The 14,955-nt window shown below is 67.9% G+C and carries 18 protein-coding genes; 13 read left to right on the top strand and 5 right to left on the bottom strand.

All coding sequences use genetic code 11. The annotated features are described in order from the left end of the window. The first annotated feature begins 36 nt into the window (after positions 1-36). The 12 genes from H4W30_RS13990 (at position 37) to H4W30_RS13935 (ending at position 9,978) form a co-directional block, all read left to right on the top strand. Positions 37-492 carry a hypothetical protein gene (locus tag H4W30_RS13990; protein WP_126732649.1) on the top strand — a complete coding sequence of 152 codons (456 nt, stop codon included), beginning with the start codon at positions 37-39 and terminating at the stop codon, positions 490-492. A gap of 379 nt (positions 493-871) precedes the next feature. Beyond that, positions 872-1,669, top strand: coding sequence for a F0F1 ATP synthase subunit A (gene atpB, locus H4W30_RS13985; RefSeq protein ID WP_192743227.1), 798 nt, complete (start codon positions 872-874; stop codon positions 1,667-1,669). A gap of 61 nt (positions 1,670-1,730) precedes the next feature. Continuing rightward, a complete protein-coding gene (locus H4W30_RS13980; RefSeq protein ID WP_125785136.1) occupies positions 1,731-1,988 on the top strand; it encodes an ATP synthase subunit c family protein in 258 nt (85 codons plus the stop codon). 34 nt (positions 1,989-2,022) lie between these two features. Next, entirely contained in the window at positions 2,023-2,586 is a 564-nt protein-coding gene (locus H4W30_RS13975) for a F0F1 ATP synthase subunit B (protein ID WP_192743226.1), read from the top strand. 6 nt (positions 2,587-2,592) lie between these two features. Beyond that, positions 2,593-3,414 carry a F0F1 ATP synthase subunit delta gene (locus H4W30_RS13970; protein WP_192743225.1) on the top strand — a complete coding sequence of 274 codons (822 nt, stop codon included), beginning with the start codon at positions 2,593-2,595 and terminating at the stop codon, positions 3,412-3,414. 53 nt (positions 3,415-3,467) lie between these two features. Beyond that, positions 3,468-5,105, top strand: coding sequence for a F0F1 ATP synthase subunit alpha (atpA, locus tag H4W30_RS13965; RefSeq protein ID WP_125673802.1), 1,638 nt, complete (start codon positions 3,468-3,470; stop codon positions 5,103-5,105). Between the two features lie 11 nt (positions 5,106-5,116). Then, a complete protein-coding gene (locus H4W30_RS13960; RefSeq protein ID WP_034308942.1) occupies positions 5,117-6,055 on the top strand; it encodes a F0F1 ATP synthase subunit gamma in 939 nt (312 codons plus the stop codon). Beyond that, positions 6,055-7,479, top strand: a complete 1,425-nt coding sequence (gene atpD / locus H4W30_RS13955; protein ID WP_038508936.1) for a F0F1 ATP synthase subunit beta — start codon at positions 6,055-6,057, stop codon at positions 7,477-7,479. The genes H4W30_RS13960 and atpD overlap by 1 nt, the downstream gene beginning before the upstream one ends. Before the next feature lie 114 nt (positions 7,480-7,593). Continuing rightward, complete coding sequence (locus H4W30_RS13950; protein WP_044852809.1) at positions 7,594-7,959, top strand: F0F1 ATP synthase subunit epsilon; 366 nt, start codon at positions 7,594-7,596, stop codon at positions 7,957-7,959. 25 nt (positions 7,960-7,984) lie between these two features. After that, positions 7,985-8,419 (top strand): DUF2550 domain-containing protein, encoded by a 435-nt coding sequence (locus H4W30_RS13945; protein WP_192743224.1) that lies wholly within the window; start codon positions 7,985-7,987, stop codon positions 8,417-8,419. A 75-nt stretch (positions 8,420-8,494) separates the two neighbouring features. Beyond that, on the top strand, positions 8,495-9,730 hold the full coding sequence (gene aroA / locus H4W30_RS13940; RefSeq protein ID WP_192743223.1) for a 3-phosphoshikimate 1-carboxyvinyltransferase: 1,236 nt from the start codon (positions 8,495-8,497) through the stop codon (positions 9,728-9,730). 89 nt (positions 9,731-9,819) lie between these two features. Then, entirely contained in the window at positions 9,820-9,978 is a 159-nt protein-coding gene (locus H4W30_RS13935; protein ID WP_225949323.1) for a hypothetical protein, read from the top strand. A 43-nt stretch (positions 9,979-10,021) separates the two neighbouring features. Here H4W30_RS13935 and H4W30_RS13930 read toward each other — a convergent pair whose 3' ends face one another. After that, positions 10,022-10,594, bottom strand: a complete 573-nt coding sequence (locus H4W30_RS13930) for a cob(I)yrinic acid a,c-diamide adenosyltransferase (RefSeq protein ID WP_192743221.1) — start codon at positions 10,592-10,594, stop codon at positions 10,022-10,024. Between the two features lie 61 nt (positions 10,595-10,655). Here H4W30_RS13930 and murA point away from each other — a divergent pair, with 61 nt between their 5' ends. Continuing rightward, a complete protein-coding gene (murA, locus tag H4W30_RS13925) occupies positions 10,656-11,930 on the top strand; it encodes a UDP-N-acetylglucosamine 1-carboxyvinyltransferase (protein WP_192743220.1) in 1,275 nt (424 codons plus the stop codon). A gap of 63 nt (positions 11,931-11,993) precedes the next feature. On the opposite strand, the gene H4W30_RS13920 is transcribed toward murA, so the two are convergent. The 4 genes from H4W30_RS13920 to H4W30_RS13905 all read right to left on the bottom strand — a co-directional run bounded on the left by H4W30_RS13920 (position 11,994) and on the right by H4W30_RS13905 (position 14,932). After that, a complete protein-coding gene (locus tag H4W30_RS13920; RefSeq protein WP_192743219.1) occupies positions 11,994-12,866 on the bottom strand; it encodes a trypsin-like serine protease in 873 nt (290 codons plus the stop codon). Between the two features lie 77 nt (positions 12,867-12,943). Then, positions 12,944-13,627, bottom strand: coding sequence for a hypothetical protein (locus tag H4W30_RS13915; protein WP_225949322.1), 684 nt, complete (start codon positions 13,625-13,627; stop codon positions 12,944-12,946). A 61-nt stretch (positions 13,628-13,688) separates the two neighbouring features. Beyond that, positions 13,689-14,309, bottom strand: coding sequence for a LysE family translocator (locus tag H4W30_RS13910; protein WP_192743218.1), 621 nt, complete (start codon positions 14,307-14,309; stop codon positions 13,689-13,691). Beyond that, positions 14,306-14,932, bottom strand: a complete 627-nt coding sequence (locus H4W30_RS13905) for a LysE family translocator (RefSeq protein ID WP_378232848.1) — start codon at positions 14,930-14,932, stop codon at positions 14,306-14,308. The genes H4W30_RS13910 and H4W30_RS13905 overlap by 4 nt, the downstream gene beginning before the upstream one ends. Positions 14,933-14,955 lie beyond the last annotated feature (23 nt).

The following is a 14,955-nucleotide window of genomic DNA, read 5'->3' as shown; positions in this document are numbered from 1 at the left end:
CTACACTGGCGGGCTGAGACGACCAGGGAGTTTTCTGTGAGCGAGACCGAGAAGACCGTCGAGGTGGAGGAGAACCCTCACGCCAAGGTGGTCCTGCAGGCGGCCAACGCGATGACGAAGGCTTCCTTGATCGCGACACCGCCGGTCGTGCTGGCCTGCATCGTGCTCTTCACCATCCTCAATGGACTCCCGGGCCTGTACGGCTCGGTGATCGGCGGCGTCCTCGCCATCCTCTCGTCCCTCGCGACCCTGGGCATGATGCGCTTCAGCGCGGGCATGGACCCGATGTTCGTGATGGTGATCGCTCTCGGTGGTTACGTCCTCAAGATCCTCGTGCTTTTCGGGGCGCTGACCCTGCTGCGCGGATGGTCCGACCTGCACCCGATGTCGCTGGGGATCACGATGATCGCGGCCATTCTCGTGTCCGCCGCGGCCGAGTTCGCCGCCTTCCGCAAGACCAAGATCCCGACGATCATCCCCGCTTCCCGCTGACCCCGGGACCGAGGTCCTGACCTGGGGCGGGACCTAGGTCCTCGGCCGATCGGGGGCAATGTAGTACGCCTGTACGGCCTGTCGGAACCTGCTGATATGGTCCGCGTATGGGCGGCGGCCTCGGCTGCCGGCTCCTGATGACGAACCCCGAACAGCAGTGTGGCGGCGGCGTTGAATCGTCCCTCATTACCCGCTGGTAGGCGTCTGTCTCCCGGGAGCACTGCATCGAGAATCCTCGTGTGCGGAACGTGAAACCGTGTTCAGCACATCGTGGGGTGGCCGCCTCCGACGGCCCGATACGTGTCGGGTACGTTAAGTCCAGATCGTGACGATTCCCCCGGCGGAGTGAACGCCGGCCGGGAGAACCGGAAGGAGCCCAGTGGGCGCGCTGGTACTAGCCGAGGGTGCGGAGTTCACGCCGCCTGGCGTCAAAGACTTCAACCTACCGCCGTTGTTCGGCTCCGGCTATTGGTTGAGCTTCACCAAGCCGATGTTGCTGGTGGTCATCTCCCTGATCATCATCGTCACCTACTTCATGGTGACGTCGCGCCGGTTGAAGGTCGTCCCGAGTAAGGGACAGTTCATGGCCGAGTCGATTTACAACTTCGGCCGCAACAACATCGCGCGTGAGCAGATCGGCTCGGCCGACTTCAAGCCGTTCATCCCGCTGGTACTGGGACTGTTCAGCTTCGTGCTGGTGAACAACCTCTTCGGGATCATCCCGTTCTTCCAGTTCCCGACCATGGCGCGAATCGGCTTCCCGGTCGCCCTGGCGTTCCTCGTCGTTTACCCGGTGTACCACTACGTCGGGTTCAAACGCCACGGCTTCAAGGGTTACCTGAAGAAGGAACTGGCGCCGGCGGGTATTCCCGGATTCGTTCTGCCGCTGTACTCCACCATCGAGTTCGCGCAGAAGTTCTTCATCGCGCCGGCCACGCTGGCCATCCGAGTCTTCGCGGCGATGTTCGCCGGGCACCTCATCATCATGGTCTTCACGCTCGGCGGGAGTTTCCTGCTGACCGAGGGCGAAGGCATCGTGAAGGTCGCGTCGCCGGTGGCGTTCCTCTTCGCCATCGCGATGACGTTCCTGGAGGCCTTCATCCAGATCCTGCAGGCGTACATCTTCGCGCTGCTGTCCGCAGGGTACATCGGCGCCGCGCTGGCGTCGGAGCACTGAGAAACACCAAAAGCCCCCGATCCGCGTGAGTCGCGCGGACCGAGTTTGAAGGGAAACGCACGTGAGCAACATCGTTCTTGCGCAGGCTGCCGAGGCCGCTTCCAACATCAACCCGGGTCTCGCCGCCATCGGCTACGGCCTCGGCGCGATCGGCCCCGGTATCGGTGTGGGTCTGATCTTCGCCGCGGTCATCAACGGCACCGCCCGTCAGCCGGAGGCCCAGGGCAAGCTGCAGGGCATCGCCTTCTCGACCTTCGTGCTGACCGAGGTGCTCGCGCTGATCGGTATCGTCATCTACTTCCTCGCCTCCGGCGCCTGAGTTCTTTCAACTCATCTCGCTTTAAGGAGACGTTGTGCTGAAGACCGAATTGGTGTTGGCGGCCGAAACGCCCAACCCGATCATGCCGCACATTCCCGAGCTCATCCTCGGGTTCGTCGCCTTCCTTCTGCTGCTGTTCGTTCTGAAGAAGTACGTCGTTCCGCGTTTCGAGGCGACCTACGAGGAGCGGACCAAGCTGATCGAGGGTGGCATCGAGCGGGCCGAAAAGGCACAGGCCGAAGCCGAAGAAAACCTTGCGCAGTACAAGGCGCAGCTGGCGGAAGCCCGTTCCGAGGCCGCGAAGATCCGCGACGACGCCCGGCTCGAAGCCGAGCAGATCAAGGCGGAGCTTCGGGCCGAGGCGGAGTCCGAGTCCCAGCGCATCGTCGCCCAGGGCCAGGCGCAGCTGCAGGCCCAGAAGGCGCAGATCATCGCCGAACTGCGCGCCGAACTCGGCCGTAACTCCGTCGAGCTGGCCAGCCGCATCGTCGGCGAGTCGCTCGCGGACGACGCGCGCCGCCACGGCACCGTGGACCGGTTCCTGGCCGAATTGGAGACCGCCGGTACCAACGGTGCCGGTCTCGGAGCGGGGAAGTAGACCAGAATGACGCTGCATGCTGCGAGCCGTGAAGCGCTCGACCTCGCCGAGAACCGTCTCGGCGAGGTTCTGGCCGAAGCGGGTACCGACCCGGCGACGGTCGGCGACGAGCTGCTTTCGGTCGTCGCCCTGCTGGACCGGGAGATCGGCCTGCGCCGGGCCGTCGCCGACGGTTCGGCCTCGTCCGAAGCCCGGATCGGCCTCGCCCGCGGGATCCTCGCGGGCAAGGTTTCCGAACCGGCCCTGCAGGTGCTCGACTCCGTGGCCGGCAGCCGCTGGTCGAGCCCGCGCGAACTGACCGACGGGCTCGAGGCCCTCGGCCGCTCGGCGCTGCTCACCAGTGCGGAGAAGTCCGGGAACATCGACACTGTCGAAGACCAGCTGTTCCGGGTCAGTCGTATCGTCGCGGGTGAGCCGGAGCTCGAACGGGCACTGTCCGACCTGACCGCGCCCGCGGAGGCGAAGCGGACCCTGGTCCGCACCCTGTTCGCCGACAAGGTGGACGTGGTCACCAAGACCCTCGTCGAGCAGGTCGTCCTGCGCGCCAAGGGCCGTGGGGTCGGCAACGCGCTCGAAGAGCTGGTCCAGCTGGCCGCGGAACGCCGCGAGCGCTCGGTCGCCCGGGTGACCAGCGCGAGCACGCTTTCCGACGAACAGCAGGCTCGGCTGAGCGAGAAGCTCAACGCCCTTTACGGGCGGCAGCTCGCGCTGCACGTCGAGGTCGACCCGTCACTCGGCGGCGGACTCGTGGTCCGCGTCGGCGACGAGGTCATCGACGGCAGCACCGCGGGGCGGATCGACGCCCTGCGTCGCCGGTTGGCCGGCTGACCCACAACAACGACTTTGCACACTGGCACGAACGAAGCGAGAGCGGGAACGAAATGGCGGAGCTGACGATCTCCTCGGATGAGATCCGTAGCGCGATCGAGAACTACGTCTCGAGTTACGCCCCGGACGTGAGCCGGGAAGAGGTTGGCGTCGTCGTCGACGCCGGTGACGGTATCGCCCACATCGAGGGCCTTCCCTCGGCGATGGCCAACGAGCTGCTCGAGTTCCCCGGCGGGGTCCTCGGCGTGGCGCTGAACCTGGACGCGCGCTCCATCGGTGCCGCGATCCTCGGTGACTTCGAGACCGTCGTCGAAGGCCAGGAAGTCAAGCGGACCGGTCAGGTCCTCTCGGTTCCGGTCGGCGAGGGCTACCTCGGCCGGGTCGTGAACCCGCTGGGCGCCCCGATCGACGGCCTCGGCGAGATCGAGACCACCGACCGCCGCCCGCTGGAGGTCAAGGCCGCTTCGGTGGTCGAGCGCCAGCCGGTGTCGGAGCCGCTGCAGACCGGTATCACCGCCATCGACGCGATGACCCCGATCGGCCGTGGCCAGCGTCAGCTGATCATCGGTGACCGCAAGACCGGTAAGACGGCCGTCGCGGTGGACACGATCATCAACCAGAAGGCCAACTGGGAGACCGGCGACCCGAAGAAGCAGGTTCGCTGCATCTACGTCGCGGTCGGCCAGAAGGGCTCCACGATCGCCGCGGTCAAGAAGTCCCTCGAGGACGCCGGCGCGATGGAGTACACCACCATCGTCGCGGCCCCCGCGTCGGACTCCGCCGGCTTCAAGTGGATCGCGCCGTACACCGGTTCGGCCATCGGCCAGCACTGGATGTACGAGGGCAAGCACGTCCTCATCGTGTTCGACGACCTGACCAAGCAGGCCGACGCCTACCGCGCGATCTCGCTGCTGCTGCGTCGCCCGCCGGGCCGTGAAGCCTTCCCCGGCGACGTCTTCTACTTGCACTCCCGTCTCCTCGAGCGTTGCGCGAAGCTCTCGGACGAGCTGGGCGCGGGCTCGCTGACCGGTCTCCCGATCATCGAGACCAAGGCGAACGACGTGTCGGCGTACATCCCGACCAACGTCATCTCGATCACCGACGGTCAGTGCTTCTTCCAGTCGGACCTGTTCAACGCCGGTCAGCGCCCGGCCATCGACGTGGGTATCTCGGTCTCCCGCGTGGGTGGTGCCGCGCAGGTCAAGGCGATGAAGGACGTTTCGGGTTCGCTCCGTATCGACCTGTCGCAGTACCGCGAGCTGGAGGCCTTCGCGGCCTTCGCCTCGGACCTCGACGACGCGTCGAAGGCGCAGCTCGAGCGTGGTGCCCGCCTGTACGAGGTGCTCAAGCAGCCGCAGTACTCGCCGATCCCGGTCGAGGAGCAGGTCGTCACGGTGTACCTCGGCACGAACGGTCACTTCGACACCGTTCCGACCGAGGACGTGCGCCGCTTCCGCGACGAGTTCGTCGACTCCGCGCGCCGCAAGCACGGAGAGCTCCTCAAGGACATCCGCGAGTCGGGCAAGTTCTCCAAGGAGACCGCTTCCGGGCTGGTCGACGCGGTGAACGAGTTCAAGAAGGAGTTCACCACCTCCGAGGGCAAGAGCCTGGTCGAGGTCTCCGACGCGATGGACGCCGAGAAGGTCGGGCAGGAGACCGTCAAGGTCAACAAGCCCGCCCCGAAGAAGTGAGCTGATAGCTCATGGCCGCACAACTCCGAGAACTCCGGTCGCGTATCAAGGCGACCAAGTCCATCGGCAAGATCACCAAGGCGATGGAGCTCATCGCCACCGCACGCATCACCAAGGCGCGGGCGAAGGTCGCGGCTTCCCGGCCGTACTCGGACGAGATCACGAACGTGCTCTCGGCCCTGGCCGGAGCCTCGGCGAACCTCGACCACCCGTTGCTGGTCGAGCGTCCGAACCCGAAGCGCGCGGCGGTCCTCGTGATCACCAGCGACAAGGGTCAGTGCGGTGGGTACAACTCCAACGTGCTGAAGGCGACCGAGGAGCTCCTCACGCTGCTGCGTGAGCAGGGCAAGGAGCCGGTGCTGTACGTGACCGGCAACAAGGGCCTGAGCTTCTACCGGTTCCGCGGGCGCGAGGTGGCCGAAAGCTGGACGGGCTTCTCCGACCAGCCCGGTTACGTCAACGCCGCGGAGGCCGGTGAGCTCATCGTCGAGTCGTTCCTGAACGGCGCCGACGACGAGTCGGGCAACGCCGACGGCATCCTGGGTGTCGACGAGATCCACGTCGTCTACACCGAGTTCGTCTCGATGCTCACCCAGCGTCCGGTCGCCAAGCGCGTCGCGCCGCTCGAGGTCGAGTACACCGAGGGCGAAGAGGAGAAGCCCGAAAGCCTGCTCCCGAGCTACGAGTTCGAGCCCAGCGCCGACAAGCTGCTCGCCGCGTTGCTGCCGAAGTACATCAACACGCGGCTCTTCGCGGCGATGCTCGAGTCGGCGGCGTCCGAACTCGCGGCCCGCCGCACCGCGATGAAGGCGGCGTCGGACAACGCGAACGAACTGGTGAACACGCTGACGCGGGAGGCGAACCAGGCCCGCCAGGCGCAGATCACCCAGGAGATCTCCGAAATCGTCGGTGGGGCGAACGCTCTCACCGCAGCAGGAAGTGATGACTGATGACCAGTACTGAAGCCCGTGCCAAGGGGCGCATCGTCTCGGTGACCGGCCCGGTCGTCGACGTCGAATTCCCGCGCGGTTCCGTTCCCGACCAGTTCAACGCGCTCAAGGTCGAAATCGAGTTCGAGCAGCTCCGCAAGACGGTGACGCTCGAGGTCGCCAGCCACCTCGGTGACAACCTCGTCCGCACCATTTCGCTCCAGCCGCAGGACGGCCTCGTCCGTGGCGCCGAGGTCACCGACACCGGCGGCCCCATCACGGTGCCGGTCGGCGACAAGGTCAAGGGCCACGTCTACAACGCGCTCGGCGAGTGCCTCGACGAGCCCGGCTACGGCGAGGACCTCGAGCGCTGGGGCATCCACCGCAACCCGCCCTCCTTCGACCAGCTCGAAGGCAAGACGGAGATGCTGGAGACCGGCCTCAAGGTCGTCGACCTGCTGACCCCGTACGTGCAGGGTGGCAAGATCGGCCTGTTCGGCGGTGCCGGCGTCGGCAAGACGGTGCTCATCAAGGAGATGATCACCCGTGTCGCCCGGAACTTCGGTGGTACCTCGGTGTTCGCCGGTGTCGGCGAGCGCACCCGTGAGGGCAACGACCTCTTCCTGGAGATGTCCGAGGACGGCGTCATCAACGACACCGCCCTCGTCTTCGGCCAGATGGACGAGCCGCCGGGCACCCGTATGCGGGTCGCGCTGTCCGCGCTGACCATGGCGGAGTACTTCCGCGATGTGCAGAACCAGGACGTGCTGCTCTTCATCGACAACATCTTCCGGTTCACCCAGGCCGGTTCCGAGGTGTCGACCCTGCTGGGCCGCATGCCTTCGGCCGTGGGTTACCAGCCGACGCTGGCGGACGAGATGGGTCAGCTCCAGGAGCGGATCACCTCGACCCGTGGTCGTTCGATCACCTCGATGCAGGCGATCTACGTCCCCGCGGACGACTACACCGACCCGGCCCCGGCGACGACGTTCGCCCACCTGGACGCCACCACGGAGCTTTCCCGTGGCGTGTTCCAGAAGGGCATCTTCCCGGCGGTGGACCCGCTGGCGTCGACGTCGACCATTCTCGACCCGGCCATCGTCGGTGAGGACCACTACCGCGTGGCCTCCGAGGTCATCCGGATCCTGCAGAAGTACAAGGAGCTGCAGGACATCATCGCGATCCTCGGTATGGACGAGCTGTCGGAAGAGGACAAGCTGACCGTTCAGCGCGCGCGCCGCATCGAGCGGTTCCTGTCGCAGAACATGCTGGTCGCCGAGGCCTTCACCGGTCAGCCGGGCTCGACCGTGCCGCTGTCGGAGACCATCGAGTCCTTCGACCGCATCACCAAGGGCGACTTCGACCACTACCCGGAGCAGGCGTTCCTGGGTATCGGTGGCCTCGAAGACCTCGAGAAGAAGTACAAGGAAATCACCAAGAAGTGATGTTCCGATGAGCGGCGGGATCAGTGTCTACTGTGGACGCTGGTCCCGTCGTTCGCATACAAGGAACCTTGACTATTACACTCGGTGGCAGCACCTGAGGTGAAGGGAAGCTACGTGGCTGAGATTTCTGTCGAGCTGGTAGCCGTCGAGCGCCGTCTCTGGTCGGGTACCGCCACGTTCGTGGTGGCGCAGACCACCGAGGGCGAGATCGGCATCATGGCCGGTCACGAGCCGGTTCTCGGCCAGCTCGTCGAGGGTGGCGTCGTGAAGGTGACGACCACGGACGGCGAGACCGTGACCGCCGCGGTGCACGGCGGGTTCCTGTCGGTCACCGCGACCGGCGTGAGCATCCTCGCCGAGAGCGCGGAGCTTTCGGACGAGATCGACGTCGACGCGGCCAAGAAGGCGCTGAGCGGCGAAGACGAGCAAGAGCGGGCTAGGGCGACCGCCCAGCTCCGCGCGGCCGGTCAGTCAGTCTGACCGGGCGAAGGACAGGGGCCGGGCCGTGGAAATCGCCGTGGGTGTTCTCGGGGCCCTGACCGTCCTGGCCGTCGTCGTGGCCTGGTATTCGTTGCGGTGGGTCCGGATGCGCCGCGGTGGTGGCGTGAGTGTCGCCCTGCGGTGGCGTCCGGACGAGGCGCGGTCCAGCTGGCATCTGGGGCTGGGCCGCTACGAGGGCGAGCAGTTCGTCTGGTTCCGCGTGTGGAGCCTGCGGACGGGCCCGGATCGCGTCTTCGAGCGCGAAAGCATGGAAATCGCGGACCGGCGCGATCCCTCCGGCACGGAGGCGTACGCCGTCCCCGAAGGTTCGATCGTCCTGCGGTGTGAGTCCGCCACGCAGGAGGCGATCGAGATCGCGATGGGCCCCGGCGCCCTCACCGGCTTCCTCTCCTGGCTCGAATCGGCCCCGCCGGGCCGACGCCTCCCGCGCGCTTCCTGAGTTACGCCTTCAATCACGCGAGTTGCGCCTCTGATCACGCGAGTTCCGCGTTCGAGCACGCCGTATGCTCACGCCGTGACCATCGTCGACATCCCCGGTTCGAAGTCGATCACCGCCCGAGGCCTGTTCCTCGCGGCCGCCGCCCACGGGACGACCGTACTGGGCAGGCCGCTGCGTTCGGACGACTCCGAGGGCTTCGCCGAAGGCCTCGTCAAGCTCGGCTATCAGGTTTCCCGCTCCGAGCCGGAATGGACGATCGAGGGCAGGCCCGAGGGCCCGGCCGTCGACAGCGCCGACGTCTTCTGCCGCGACGGCGCCACCACCGCCCGCTTCCTGCCCGCGCTGGCCGCCGCCGGGCACGGCACCTTCCGCTTCGACGCCTCCGAGCAGATGCGCGCCCGGCCGCTCGGGCCGCTGACCGACGCGTTGCAGGAGCTGGGTGTCGACCTGACCTTCGAAGGCTCGCCGGGCCACCATCCGCTGGTGGTGCGGGCCGACGGGATCAAGGGCGGGGAGCTGACGCTGGACGCGGGGCTGTCCTCGCAGTTCCTGACCGCGTTGCTGCTGGTCGGGCCGCTGACGGCCGAGGGACTGCGGATCACCGTGACCGATCTCGTTTCGGTGCCCTACGTCGAGATCACCATCGCGATGATGCGGCGCTTCGGCGTCGAGGTCGTACGGGAGGGTGACACGTTCGTCGTGCCGCCGACGCCGTACCGGGCCTGCCGCTACGAGATCGAGCCCGACGCCTCCACGTCCAGCTACTTCTTCGCGGCCGCCGCGCTGACCGGCAACTCGGTGACCGTGCCGGGGCTCGGCGAGGGCGCTCTGCAAGGGGATCTGGCCTTCGTCGAGGTCCTGGGGCAGATGGGCGCGGACGTCCAGGTGGGCCCGGACGCCGTGACCGTGACCGGGACGGGCGGGCTGCGCGGCGTCACGGTGAACATGCGCGACATCTCCGACACCGTGCCGACGCTCGCGGCCATCGCGCCGTTCGCGGACGGGCCGGTGCGGATCGAGGACGTCTACAACACGCGGATCAAGGAGTGCGACCGGCTCGCGGCGTGCGAGGAGAACCTGCGCGCGATGGGCGTCTCGGTCGAGACCGGGCGGGATTGGATCGAGATCCAGCCGGGCGTGCCGGCGGGGGCCTTGGTGAAGTGCCGTCGGGATCACCGGATCGCGATGGCGTTCAGTGTCACGGGACTGCGGACACCGGGGATCACGCTGGACGACCCGGGTTGCGTGAAGAAGACGTTCCCCGGCTTCCACGACGCGCTCGCTTCGCTCCGGGCTTCCTGGCGCGTTTAGTCCTCTGAATGCGCCGGCGGAAACATGGGATCATCACGAAGCGGCATTTCTACCGGCCTTCCGACGTGATGCACGTCTATTCTCGGTCTATGACTCAGAGCGAGGACACGAACCGCTGGAGCCACCTTCCCGAACCCGTGTCCCTGGAGGACACGATCACGATGAAGGCGATCGACCCGGGCAAGGACGGCACGCCCGAAGTCGACCTCGAGCGCTATTGGGCGGCACAGGAGCAGGGCCGATTGTGAGCTGAGGGCGCTTTCGCCGCATCCGATGCGGGGAAAGCGCCCTTCAGTCCGCCCCGCCGGGCTGCCACAGGATGTCGCCGTCCGGATTCGCCAGCCGCGACAGGATGAACAGCAGATCCGAGAGCCGGTTCAGGTACTTGATCGCCAGCTGGTTCGTCGTGGCCTGCTCGGCCTCGAAAAGCGCCCAGCCGGACCGCTCCGCCCGCCGCGCGACCGTGCGGGCCTGGTGCAGGAAAGCCGCACCCGGGGTGTCACCCGGGAGGATGAACGACGTCAGCTTCGGCACGCGCTCGTTGAACTCGTCGCACCAGCCTTCCAGCCGTTCGATGTACCGCTCGGTGATCCGTAGCGGTTCGTACGGCGGGTTCTCCACGATCGGCGCGCACAGATCCGCGCCGACGTCGAAGAGATCGTTCTGCACCGCACGCAGCACCCGCGTGATCTCCTCGGGCAGACCGCCCATCGCGAGCGCGAGCCCGATGACGGAATTGGCTTCGTCGACGTCGGCGTACGCGCCCAGCCGCGGCGAGGTCTTCGGCACGCGGGAGCCGTCGCCGAGCGCCGTGGTGCCGTTGTCGCCGACCTTCGTGTACACGCGGTTGATGCGAACGACCATGAAGCCGACTCTACCGGCCCGGCGTAAGGCAAATCCGGGCGAGAGGGCATGATTGGCGCCCATGAGCGAGCACTTCGACGTGCACGGCGGAGCACGGCTGGTCGGCGAGGTCGACGTGGTCGGGGCCAAGAACAGCGTCCTGAAACTGATGGCCGCGGCCCTGCTGGCCGAGGGTACGACGACCATCACGAACTGCCCCCAGATCCTCGACGTCCCCCTGATGGGCGACGTCCTGCGCAGTGTCGGCTGCGACGTCGTCATCGACGGCGACACCGCCAAGATCACCACTCCGGCCGAGCTGTCGCACCGGGCCGATTCGGCCGCGATGGGCAAGCTGCGCGCGTCGGTGTGCGTGCTGGGACCGCTGGTCGGACGGCTCAAGCAGGCCGTCGTGGCCCTGCCGGGCGGGGACGCGATCGGGTCCCGTCCGCTGGACATGCACCAGAACGGCCTGCGCAAGCTGGGCGCCACCAGCACCATCGAGCACGGCTGCGTCGTGGCGAAGGCCGACGGGCTGCGCGGCGCGCAGATCTGGCTGGACTTCCCCAGCGTCGGCGCCACCGAGAACATCCTGATGGCCGCCGTGCTCGCCGAGGGCACCACGGTCATCGACAACGCCGCGCGCGAGCCCGAGATCGTCGACATCTGCACGATGCTGACCGAGATGGGCGCGAAGGTCGAAGGCGCGGGCACCTCGACCCTCACCGTCGAGGGCGTCGAGAAGCTCCACCCGACCGAGCACCGCGTGATCGGAGACCGGATCGTCGGCGCGACCTGGGCGTTCGCCGCCGCGATGACCCGGGGCGACCTGACCGTCCGCGGCGTCAACCCGCATTACCTCGACCTGGTCCTCGACAAGCTCCGCCTGGCGGGCGCCGAGGTCGAGACGTTCGACGGCGAGGGTTTCCGCATCGTCCAGAACGAGCGCCCGAAGGCCGTCGACTGGGTGACGCTGCCGTACCCCGGTTTCGCCACCGACCTGCAACCGTTCGCGGTCGCGCTGTCGGCGGTCTCCGAAGGCACGTCGATGATCACGGAGAACATCTACGAGGCCCGGTTCCGCTTCATCGAGGAGATGATGCGGCTTTCCGGCGACGCGCGCACCGACGGCCACCACGCCGTCGTGCGGGGCGTGGAGAAGCTTTCGAGCGCTCCGGTGTGGGCCGCGGACATCCGCGCCGGTGCCGGGCTGGTCCTGGCCGGGCTCTGCGCGGACGGCGTCACCGAGGTCTGGGACGTCTTCCACATCGACCGCGGCTACCCGCACTTCGTCGAGAACCTGAACCGGCTCGGTGCCCGCATCGAGCGTGTCGCGGGCGAACCCGACCGGGCTTGATCGAACGCGCGTGAAGGCCCCCTTCCCTCGGCTCAGCCGAGGGAAGGGGGCCTTCACGCGCGATCAGGGCAGGGCGACGAACGGCGCGAGGAAGTCACGCGACGTCGGCGAGTCCAGCCGGTAGGTGACGTTGGTGGCGTAGCAGGGCCCGTCGCCGGTGATGGTCGTCGACACCAGGACGCGCTTGCCGCTGATGGTGGCGAAGTTCGGCCCGCCGGAGTCGCCGTAGCAGGCGCCGCCGTTGCCCTGAGGCGCCGTCATCCCGAGACGCACCCACGTGTTGTTCAGCGCGTTGAAGGTGACCGGCGCCTTCATCCGGACTCCACCGCCCGGATGGGTGTGCCCGCCTGGCCCGTTCACGGCTTCCTGCGTGCCGTAACCGGCGACAACGAACGGCGTCGAGTTCAGCCCCTGCGGCCCGAGCGCGTCGAGCTGGCCGGCGCTCGGCAACGTGGCCGGGGTGAAGCTCCAGCGCGCGGCGATCTGCTTCGCGGGCACCTGGACGACGGCGATGTCGTGCGAGTCGGCCGAGTTGCCGGGGTAGCCGGGCTCGTTGTGCGCGACCCCTTCCACGGCGACAGCCTTGGCGACCGCCACCGGGTCGCCGGGGTACTTCTTCGCCGCGGCGTCGAGACCCGCTTGCACGTCCTGGTCGAGCGAGACGAAGAACCGCACGTTCGCGGGCCAATCGCTGGTGCAGTGCGCGGCGGTGAGGAAGGTGTCGGTATCCACCATCGTGCCGGAGCACACCCAGTCGACCCGGTCGGGTGTGGCGGGGTCGCCGTCGTTGTCCCAGGTCGCGACCAGGGCGCCGACCTCGGTGCGCTCCGGTGCCGGGGTGGCGTTGTAGGAGTTGATCGCCGGCGCGGCGGTGGCGCCGCCCAGCAGCAGGGCGGCGGCCAGCGCCGCGACGGCGGCGGCGGGGGTGAACCTCACGAACGGCCTCCTCGTCTTGTGCTTCTGGGGACGGAATTCAACGTGGTGGGCGCCCGAAAGTCATCCGCCGAAAGTAGTCACGCGTCCCTGCGCCGCCGGGTCCCGGCGTACAGCATGGCGCCCGCGGCCAGCGAACCCAGGCCGGTCAGCAGCACGGGTTCGAGCTCGAAACCGGTCTTGGCCAGCGAAGCCGGGCTCGCGGCGGCGTTGTCCGCGCTGTCGGCGCGAGGCGCGACGGCCGCGGCCTGGACCGCCGCCGGCACGACCACGGGACGGACGACCTCGCCGTGCGATCCCCCGGGCGGGGGAGTCTCGGCCGGCGGGTTCGCGGCCGGTGGGGTCGTGGCGGGCGGTGTCCGGTCCGGCACGCAGGCGGTGTGCGCGGGGTTGCCGCGTCCGACGCCGTGGTTGCGGTCGCATTCGTAACCCGCGTTGGCGTCCGAGCCTCCGGGCAGCTGTCCGGGCGGGTTCTTGTTGTCGGCCTTGCCGACGCAACCGGCGCAGGGTTTACCGGCGGCCTCACCGCCGCCGTTGCCGTTTGCCGACGGCGAACCGTCGCGGGTGGAGTCGTAGGGCCCGTGCTTGTTGGCACCGTGCCCGGAGAAGTCCGCTTTGGACGGCGGCTGCGGTTTGGTGGTGTCCTTGGCGTGGCCGGGAGGAGCGCCGCCGTTGCCGCGCTCGCCGGCGTCGGCCGGGCCCGCGCCGAGGAGAAGGAGGGAGAAGGCGGCTCCGGCGATAACGCCGTAGGTCTTCTTGTTCATCGAAGCCTCCCTAGGTCGCGCCATTGCGACATCTGGAGTATCGCGTGAACGACCGAAGGGGTTACTCGAATACGAGAGCGGCGCCGAAGCCGACCAGTGCGGTCCCGGTGACGCCGTCGAGCGCACGGCGCACTTTGCGGCGTTCCAGCCAGGCCCGCACGCGATGCACGAAGAACAGCAGCAGAAGCTGGGCGACGGTGCCCGCCGCCGCGATCGTGTAGGCCAGCAGCAGCGCGTCGCCGGTGCCGGTGACGCCCGGGGTCAGGAACTGCGGCAGCACCGACAGGTACAGCACGAGGACCTTCGGATTGGTGAAGTTGGAGAGGAAACCCTCCCGCCAGCGGCGGAATCCGCTCCGCGTGGCGGCGGTTTCGGCGAGACGGCCGTAGTCGCCGCGGAAGGCGCCGATCAGGGCCCGCACGCCGAGATAGCAGAGGTAGGCCGCGCCCGCCCATTTCACGGCCTCGAACACCGGCCGCGAATTCATGATGACCGCGCCGAGGCCGAGCGCCGCCGCGGTCGCCTGCGCGAGGTTCGCGACGCCGATGCCGAAACAGGCCCAACCGCCGCCGCGGACACCGCCGGACAGCGCGTTCTTCAGCACCACCATGTTGTCCGGCCCCGGGACGAGCGCCAGTGCCAGCATCATCAGCGCGAAACCGCCGTACACACCCCAGGTCATGATTCGAGCACCAATGCCGCGCCGAAACCGACCAGCGCCGTACCGGTGACGCCGTCGAGCGCACGCCGGACCTTGCGTCGTTCCAGCCAGGCCCGCACGCGGTGCACGAAGAACAGCAGCGTCAGCAGCCAGACCGCGCCCAGCACCGCGACGGTGTACGCGAGCAGCAGCGCGTGCCATGCCGACGTCGTCGCCGGGTCGAGGAATTGCGGCAGCACCGACAGGTACAGCACGAGCACCTTCGGGTTGGTGATGTTGGAGAGGAAGCCCTCACGGAAGCGGCGGAACCCGCTCGACCGTTGCTGCTTCGCCGTGGTGACACCGGAGTAGTCGCCTCGCCACGCACCGCGCAGCGCCTGGAAACCGAGGAAGACCAGGTACGCGGCGCCGACCCATTTGAGCGTCACGAACACCGGCTGCGACTGCGCGATGACGACGCCGAGGCCGAGCGCTGCGGCGGTGCCCTGGACGGCGTTGGCCACGAAGATCCCGGCCGTGGTGAGGAAGCCGCCGCGGGTGCCGCCGGACAGCGAGTTCTTGAGCATCACCATCGTGTCCGGCCCCGGCGCGAGGACGATCAGGACGACGATGACCAGATAGCTGCTGTACGAACTCCACGTCACGGTCACCCACGCTAGACGCCGGG

Source organism: Amycolatopsis roodepoortensis, assembly GCF_014873915.1.
GTDB lineage: Bacteria > Actinomycetota > Actinomycetes > Mycobacteriales > Pseudonocardiaceae > Amycolatopsis > Amycolatopsis roodepoortensis.
The sequence above is the reverse complement of the archived record's forward strand: the minus strand, read 5'-3'. Positions and strand labels throughout refer to the sequence as shown.